Genomic DNA, 7,580 nt, shown 5'->3' with positions numbered 1-7,580 from the left:
TGCTGGAGCCTATCGGTAACATCCCGCCGGCCGAAGCCGAGGAGCGCTACTACGTCATGCTCGGTGAGCAGAAAATGGCGGCGTGACTTAAACCAAATGGCCTCCGGTGAAGTCGGGGCGGTTCACCACCTCCGTCGGCATCACCCCGGAGCGCGCGGCCAAATACGCCTTCACCATGCCGATCGCAGTGAGCAGCGAAGTCATCCTCAAGCGGGCGGACAGCCCGATCTCAAGCATCAAGGACCTTGAAGGCAAGGTGGTGGGCACCCAGCTCGGCACCACCACCGAGCAGGAGGCCCACAAGGCCGATGCCGCGCTCAAGGCCGCGGGCGGCAAGGGTTTCAAGGAACTGAAGCTCTACCCCTCCTTCCCGGAAGTCTATGTCGCCCTCGCCAGCGGCGAGCTAGACGCCGTGGTGCAGAGCGGGCCGAATGTCGCCACTCTCATTAAGGAAAAGCCGGGCGTCTTTGCCGTCGGCGAGACCATCAGCCAGACGCCGCGCTACATCGCCTGGGTCACGCGCCCGGCCGATCCTGACCTGCGGGCGCGGATTTCCGCCGTCATCAAGAAACTGCGCGACAGCGGCAAGCTCGCCGAACTCCAGAAGAAGTGGTTCGGCTTCACGATGGAGATCCCCGATACCGGCTACCTTCCCCCCGGCGCGCTGTGACGCCACGGTGACGGTACGTATCGGGTGAGAGGAGCAGGCGATGGGGTTTGACGGGTCCGCCTATGTCGACGCGCTGCCAAGGCTGCTCGCCGTCAGCTGGATCAGTCTCGCCATCACCAGTTCCGCCATGGTGGCGGCGCTTATCGGCGCGGTCGGGCTGCTGTTGCTACGCGTGCTGAAATGGCGCCCGCTCAGCCTCCTGCTCGCCGCGCTGCGCAGCATCGTCTTCGGCGTGCCGGTGCTGGTACTCATCCTTTTTGCCTACTACGTGCTGCCGGCGGCGGGGCTGAACCTGTCGCCGGCCGTTGCCGGAACGCTGGCTCTGGCGCTGTGCAGCGCCTTCTTCATGAACGAGATCTTCGCGGGGGCGCTGAGCGCCATCCCTCCGGGGCAGGTCGAGGCCAGCGCCGCGCTGGGGCTGCGCCCCTTCTGTGTGTGGACGCGGGTGCTGCTGCCGCAGATCCTGCGCGTCAGCATCGGCCCCCTGGTGAACAAGTTCACCATCCTGCTGAAGGCGACGGCGCTGCTCTCGGTCATCACCGTCACCGACATGATGCGCACCGCCCAGCAGATCTACGCGGTGAACTACCGTCCATTCGAGACCCTGCTGGCTGCGGCGACCATCTATGTCGCGCTCAACCTGCTCGCCAGCCGCGTCGGCGGCGCGCTCCAGTCGCTGGCTCGCGAAGGGAGCCGTTGAGCCTTGGCGACGTTCGATCTCGCGCTCCGCTACTGGCCGCTGCTGGCAAACGGACTGCTGCTCACCGTGTGGGTGTCGCTCGCCGGCATCGCGCTCGCGCTCGTGGCCGCAATTCCGCTGGCGGCGTGCAAGCATTCCCGCCGGACGCTGCGGCGGCTGCCCGCCGCCGGGCTTGTCGAGGCGCTGCGCAACGCGCCCTTCATCGTGGTGCTCTTTCTGGTCCATTTCGGCTTGCCGAGGCTAGGGGTGCGCCTCGCCGCCTGGGAGAGCGGCATTATCGCACTCGCGCTTTACGGCTCGGCCTATTTCGCGGAAGTGCTGCTCGCCGCCTACCGCGCGGTGCCGATGGGGCAAACCGAAGCCGCCCGAAGCCTCGGACTGTCGCAATGGGCTGTTCTCCGCCTCGTCGTCGGCCCGCAGATGATGGGCGTCGGCTTGCCGCCCGCGCGGGTCATCGCGATCATGCTGCTCAAGGAATCCGCGATCCTGTCCGTTATCGCGGTCCCGGAACTGACCCATGCGACACTGCGCATCCAGGCAGAGACCTTCGACACGCTCGGCACCTTCATCATTACCGCGGCGCTCTATTGGCTGCTGGCAACCGCGCTCGGCGGTCTGCTTGGCCGGTTCGATCACGGCGCGAGCGAGCGTCGCCGGAGCACGCTTCGGGGTAGCGCCGTGGCGCGCCGTTACCTCGCGCTCGATGGGTTCCGGCGCTGATCACCAGCAAGCCCGCACTTCAACAAGAAAGGAACAAACGCCATGGACCAGTTGCTCGATGCGCCCGGCAGCCTGCCGGACTTGCGCGGCCTCCATAGCGAGCCGGGCCCGCGTCGCTGGGAGCGCGTTCTGGCCCCGAAAGGTCGCACGGCGTTCGAGCTCGACAAGGGTCACACGCTGCGGATCATCGATCTCGACGGGCAGCAGGTCGCCGACTTCATCTGCTTCGACCGCCACAACCTCGTCGACAAGATCTCCCCCAGCACCACGGTGATGGTGAAGGGCAACATCCACCTGACCACCGGCGACTACATCCGCTCGGTGGATGCCTATCCGATGCTCAAGATCACGCAGGACACAGTGGGGCGGCACGACATACTCGCCGGCTCCTGCTGCCCGGGGCTGAACCGCCTGCGCTATGGCAAAAAGGCTTCGCACCAGCCGAACTGCCGCGAAAACCTTGCCGCCGTGATGGAGCCCTACGGCGTGCGGCTGAGCGAAATTCCTTACACATTCAACATCTTCATGAACGTGCCGATCAGCCCGGAAGGGAATATCGAGGTGATCGCCCCGGTCTCGAAGCCGGGCGACTTCATCGATCTCCGTGCCGAGATGGACCTCATCGTGGCGATCTCCAATTGCCCGCAGGAACGTAACATCTGCAACGGCTTCACGGCCACGCGGCTTGGTCTCGTCGTCTTCAACACGCAGGCGTCGTCATGAGCTCATCGGCGCTGGAGGACCTGTTCCGCGGTCTCGTCTTCTACGGCACGGGCGGCGGTGGACGCGCCGAGGCCGGGCTCGCGCTGCTGCGCGGCCATTTTGGTGAGGACTGGACGCCGCGCTTCACGGCCCCCGCCGATCTGCCGCCGGGCTCGCATGCGTGCGCGACCATTGTCATCGGTGGACGCGATCCCGGCGACGACATGCCCGTCGCGCTGCGTGCCGCGCTGGATGTCCCCGAAGCTGATCTCGCCATGCCGCTGCGCTTTGCCCGCGCCGTGCAGGCGCTGGAACGTTCAACCGGCACCGAGATTGCCGCGCTGGCTGTCGTCGAACTTGGCAGCCTCGCCATGGCCGCGACGCTGGTGGCGGCCGACATGCTCGGAAAGGCCGTACTCGACTGCGATGGCACGGGACGCTCTATTCCCGAACTTGGCCTCGCCAAGCTCGATCTCGTCGGCCTGTCGCCGGCGCCCGCCGCGCTGGTCGACCGGTTCGGCAACGAGACCGTGCTACTGAAAACGCGGGGCGCGGCCATGACCGACCAACTGGCGCGGCAGATCAACGCCGCCGTCCATGGCCGAGGCCTCGCTTGCGCGGCCTATCTCGCGCCCATCGGCTCATTCGCCGCCGGGCTCGTGCCTGGCAGCGTCGCCATGGCGCATGAGGTGGGGGCGATCCTCGGCGGAACCGGCTCAGTGGCGGAACGGCTCGCGGCGCTATTCGCGCGAACGGGGGGACGCCAGCTCTTCACCGGTTGCACGACGGAAGTATGCTGGCGCAGCGCCGAGCCCTACCGTTTCCGCGATCTTGATTACTACTTTGCTGGCACGGAAATGGAGGCAGGCGAGACGTTCCGCATCTGGGTAAAGAACGAGCACCACCTTGTCTGGCAGGGCAACCGAATCGCCGCCTCCAGCCCCGACCCGATCGCAGTGCTGGATGCGCGCACTCTTGAACCTCTAACAACCCTCGGGGATGTCGAGCCGGGCCGGGAGGTGGTGACTGTCGCTGTGCCTGCGCTTGATCCGATCTGGCGGACAACGCCCGGGCTCGAACTGCTCAGCCCCGCCCGTCTCGGTTTTGAAGCGGAATAGCGCCAGATGCCGGCGAATTCTTGCAGGGGCGCACCCACGGTCCTGACGAGGCTATTTTGCAGCTGTATTCGGCAGTTACGTCGCACTAGGGAGTACAATCGGCGATGCTGGCGCGCCCACGGGGAATCGAACCCCGGTTTTCGCCGTGAGAGGGCGACGTCCTGACCGCTAGACGATGGGCGCGTGCGGCAGGTCGGTCTCATAGAGGCATTCGGCAGCCGGATCAAGGCGCCTCCTGCAACTCCCTCGCTTTTTATCCACGCTTGGGGATAGATGCGCTCACGGCTCGCTGGCGAAGCTGATCGCGCCGCGTGGGGCGCGGGTGGCGAGGTCGAAGAAGCGGGTCTCGACGATGCCGCCGCGCGACAGCGTTACCGCGATCAGATCGCCGGAAATCACCGCCGAGCGCACCTCAGCCCCCTTGGGAAGCTGGATCGTGCCGGCAAACTCGTCCGGCGTGCTTTTCCAACCGACCACGACCCTGTATCCGATGGCTCCGAACAGGGCGAGAAAGCCGAAGCCCATGAGCAGGCCGGAAACAGCGGCGAAGCCGCGCAGCTTGCGCAGCACGCGCTCCTGCGCCGGGTCGAGCTTGTCATCGTCTGAATGAGGAGAGGTCATGCCGGCACCGGACGAACTGTTGGACGATATGGACGATGTGGCGCCCGAAGCGGGTGCGACGCGCGTCGATATCACCGCCGGGCCCGAGGATGAAGGCCTGCGGCTCGATCGTGTGCTCGCGCGTCACCTGCCCGAACTCAGCCGCACCCGGCTGCAGGCGCTGATCGCCAGCGGGCAGGTGAGCCGCGAGGATCATCCTGTTACCAGCGGCTCGGCCAAGGTGGGCGCGGGCCAGCACTTCCGCGTGGACGTTCCGCCACCCGAAGCCGCCGAACCGGTGGCCCAGGACCTGCCGCTGGTCATCGTCCATGAAGACGAGGATCTTATCGTCGTCGACAAGCCGGCCGGGCTGGTGGTCCACCCCGCGCCCGGCAATCCTGACGGCACGCTGGTCAACGCCTTGCTGCATCATTGCGGCGACAGCCTCTCCGGCATAGGCGGCGTGCGGCGGCCCGGTATCGTCCACCGTCTCGACAAGGAAACGTCGGGCCTCCTCGTAGTCGCCAAGAATGATCGGGCGCATCAGGGTCTGGCGGCGCAATTCGCCGATCATGGCCGCACCGGTCCGCTGGAGCGCGCCTATCTCGCCTTTGTATGGGGCGTGCCGGATCTGGCGAGCGGTACGGTCGATGCGCCGCTCGGCCGCCATCCGGTATCGCGCGAGCGCATCGCCGTGCGGGCCAGCGGACGCTTTGCCATAACGCACTGGAACCTGCTGGCCAGCTTCAACGACCGCGAGGGGCGCCCTATCGCCTCGCTGGTCGAGTGCCGGCTGGAAACCGGGCGCACCCATCAGATTCGCGTGCATATGGCGCATATCGGCCATTCGCTGCTGGGCGACACGGTCTATGGCGGAGGACAGCGCACCAAGGCGAACCGGCTAGGGGAGGAGGCGCGCGCACGGCTGGAAACGCTGGGACGCCAGGCACTTCACGCCGCCCGGCTGGGCTTCGAGCATCCGCGCACGGGCGAATTTTTGAGCTTCGACAGCGCGCTGCCGCCGGAACTCGCGGCCCTGCAAAAGGCTTTGATCCTGGAGGGATGACCGCGCGTACAACAGATGACGGCGGTTCCATGAAGCGTTGACGCCCGCTCAACGCTTCGTGACCGCATCTCGCCTTGCGGTTTCGCAAAAGGTCGAGCTTGCTGCTATGATAGTGTTGCGGTCGGCGTCAGCGGCCGCACAGCGGTCGCCCAATGACGGGGACCGAGATAAGGAGGGTGCATTCATGGCCCGTTCCACGATGAGCCTGCCTTCCGCTGAAGGCGGCCTTTCCCGCTACCTCGCGGAAATCCGTCGGTTCCCTATGCTGGAGCCGCAGGAAGAATACATGCTCGCCAAGCGTTGGCGCGAGCACGAGGATCCGGACGCCGCGCATCGTCTCGTCACCAGCCATCTGCGTCTCGTGGCCAAGATCGCCATGGGCTATCGCGGCTATGGATTGCCGATCTCCGAGGTCATCTCGGAGGGCAATGTCGGCCTCATGCAGGCGGTGAAGCGGTTCGAGCCCGACAAGGGATTCCGCCTCGCCACCTATGCCATGTGGTGGATCAAGGCCTCGATCCAGGAGTACATCCTGCGCTCGTGGAGCCTGGTGAAGATGGGCACGACGGCCGCGCAGAAGAAGCTTTTCTTCAATCTTCGCAAGGTCAAGAGCCAGATTTCCGCGCTTGAGGAGGGCGATCTGCGCCCCGATCAGGTGCAGCAGATCGCCACCAAGCTCGGCGTCACCGAGCAGGACGTGATCGACATGAACCGGCGCCTGTCCGGCGACGCTTCGCTCAACGCGCCGCTGCGCGGCGATGCCGAGGGCGGCGGGGAGTGGCAGGACTGGTTGCAGGATGATCGCGAGGATCAGGAATCCTCGCTCGTCCAGGTCGAGGAGATGGACAACCGGCGCAGCGCGCTGTCGGGGGCGCTCTCGGTGCTCAATGAGCGTGAGCGGCGCATCTTCGAGGCGCGGCGGCTGTCGGACGATCCGATGACGCTGGAGGACCTTGCCTCCGAGTTCGGCGTGTCGCGCGAGCGCGTGCGGCAGATCGAGGTGCGCGCCTTCGAGAAGGTGCAGAAAGCGGTGATCGACCGCATGCACCAGATGGAAAACGCGCCGATGCGCCAGGATAACGCGCCGGCGCTGTGATCGGTGACACCTGACAGCACGACCGCACGGGACCCCTCCCGTGCGGTTTTTCTTTTTTAAGACAGCACCTTAGACGGGAAGCGCGGCCATCCCCGGGGCGAGCCGCGGTGCGCCTTCCGCCAGCACGGCGGCGATGCGCACATCGTGGGCGAGCACGTCGCGAATGCTCAGCACGCCGACCAGCTGATGGTCTTCCAATACCGGAAGATGGCGGACATGGTGCTCGTCCATCAGCTTGCGGACATGGTCGACGCTGTCTTCCATGGCGCAGGAGATCATGTTGCGCGACATGAGGTCGGCGACCGGGGTCTTCAACCCGGCGACGCCGCGCTCGGCGACGGCGCGGACCACGTCGCGCTCGGAGAAAATGCCGACCACGGTGTCGCCTTCCGAGCCGCAGGCGTCCTTCACCACGACCGCGCCAATGCGCTCGCGATTGAGCAAAGTCGCTGCCATTTCAATGGTTTCCGTCATGCGGATGGTCGGCACGCGGGCGTTTTTCAGCTTCATCAGATCGGCGACGAGCATGGCGTTCCTCACGGGTTCAGGATCACGGCGGCTGGTCACGTCTTAGCCTTTGGTTGAAGTCTGGTATGCAATACACCTTCGCGTCAATCAAAAGAGTCGCGGCAGCGCAGCATCCGATGACGTTGCGTCGCACAGCAAAAAGGCCGGGCGCTGGGCCCGGCCTTTTCGGTATTGTGACAATGGCGTGTCAGTGCAGTCCGGTGGACGATCAGGCCAGTGAGGCCGATGCGTGCGCTCCCGCCCTGCCCCGGCTCAATGCCCGAGGTTCTTGACGATGTCCTCGACCATTTTCTTGGCGTCGGCGAAGAGCATCATGGTGTTGTCGCGGAAGAACAGCTCGTTCTCGACGCCGGCATAGCCGGCGGCCATGCCGCGCTTGA

At 65.7% G+C, this 7,580-nt stretch carries 10 protein-coding genes and 1 tRNA gene; 7 read left to right on the top strand and 4 right to left on the bottom strand.

Features of this window, described 5'->3' with window-relative positions:
• The first annotated feature begins 106 nt into the window (after positions 1-106).
• From KIP89_RS00060 to KIP89_RS00040, 5 genes are read left to right on the top strand one after another with little or no spacing between them, the layout of a single operon-like run.
• Entirely contained in the window at positions 107-670 is a 564-nt protein-coding gene (locus KIP89_RS00060) for a transporter substrate-binding domain-containing protein (protein WP_369807005.1), read from the top strand.
• 40 nt (positions 671-710) lie between these two features.
• Positions 711-1,370, top strand: a complete 660-nt coding sequence (locus tag KIP89_RS00055) for an amino acid ABC transporter permease (protein ID WP_213753378.1) — start codon at positions 711-713, stop codon at positions 1,368-1,370.
• 3 nt (positions 1,371-1,373) lie between these two features.
• Positions 1,374-2,090, top strand: a complete 717-nt coding sequence (locus KIP89_RS00050) for an amino acid ABC transporter permease (protein ID WP_213753377.1) — start codon at positions 1,374-1,376, stop codon at positions 2,088-2,090.
• A 42-nt stretch (positions 2,091-2,132) separates the two neighbouring features.
• Positions 2,133-2,813, top strand: a complete 681-nt coding sequence (locus KIP89_RS00045) for a DUF1989 domain-containing protein (RefSeq protein ID WP_213753376.1) — start codon at positions 2,133-2,135, stop codon at positions 2,811-2,813.
• Positions 2,810-3,910 (top strand): S-methyl thiohydantoin desulfurase family protein, encoded by a 1,101-nt coding sequence (locus KIP89_RS00040; protein ID WP_213753375.1) that lies wholly within the window; start codon positions 2,810-2,812, stop codon positions 3,908-3,910. Before KIP89_RS00045 ends, KIP89_RS00040 begins: the two co-directional genes overlap by 4 nt.
• 108 nt (positions 3,911-4,018) lie before the next feature.
• Here the strand turns inward: KIP89_RS00040 and KIP89_RS00035 are convergent.
• Both KIP89_RS00035 and KIP89_RS00030 read right to left on the bottom strand, forming a co-directional pair.
• Positions 4,019-4,093, bottom strand: a tRNA-Glu gene (locus tag KIP89_RS00035).
• A 96-nt stretch (positions 4,094-4,189) separates the two neighbouring features.
• Entirely contained in the window at positions 4,190-4,531 is a 342-nt protein-coding gene (locus KIP89_RS00030) for a hypothetical protein (protein WP_213753374.1), read from the bottom strand.
• Between KIP89_RS00030 and KIP89_RS00025 the strand changes: the two genes are divergently transcribed.
• Positions 4,530-5,576 carry an RluA family pseudouridine synthase gene (locus KIP89_RS00025; RefSeq protein WP_213753373.1) on the top strand — a complete coding sequence of 349 codons (1,047 nt, stop codon included), beginning with the start codon at positions 4,530-4,532 and terminating at the stop codon, positions 5,574-5,576. The genes KIP89_RS00030 and KIP89_RS00025 overlap by 2 nt on opposite strands.
• 184 nt (positions 5,577-5,760) lie before the next feature.
• On the top strand, positions 5,761-6,672 hold the full coding sequence (gene rpoH / locus KIP89_RS00020) for an RNA polymerase sigma factor RpoH (RefSeq protein WP_213753372.1): 912 nt from the start codon (positions 5,761-5,763) through the stop codon (positions 6,670-6,672).
• A gap of 69 nt (positions 6,673-6,741) precedes the next feature.
• On the opposite strand, the gene KIP89_RS00015 is transcribed toward rpoH, so the two are convergent.
• Positions 6,742-7,200, bottom strand: a complete 459-nt coding sequence (locus tag KIP89_RS00015) for a CBS domain-containing protein (protein ID WP_213753371.1) — start codon at positions 7,198-7,200, stop codon at positions 6,742-6,744.
• Positions 7,201-7,452: 252 nt separating this feature from the next.
• The coding region (locus tag KIP89_RS00010) for an NAD(P)(+) transhydrogenase (Re/Si-specific) subunit beta (protein WP_213753379.1) at positions 7,453-7,580 on the bottom strand (128 nt) is incomplete at its 5' end.

Source organism: Ancylobacter radicis (assembly GCF_018449475.1).
In the GTDB taxonomy this organism is placed as follows: Bacteria; Pseudomonadota; Alphaproteobacteria; order Rhizobiales; family Xanthobacteraceae; genus Ancylobacter; species Ancylobacter radicis.
The sequence above is the reverse complement of the archived record's forward strand: the minus strand, read 5'-3'. Positions and strand labels throughout refer to the sequence as shown.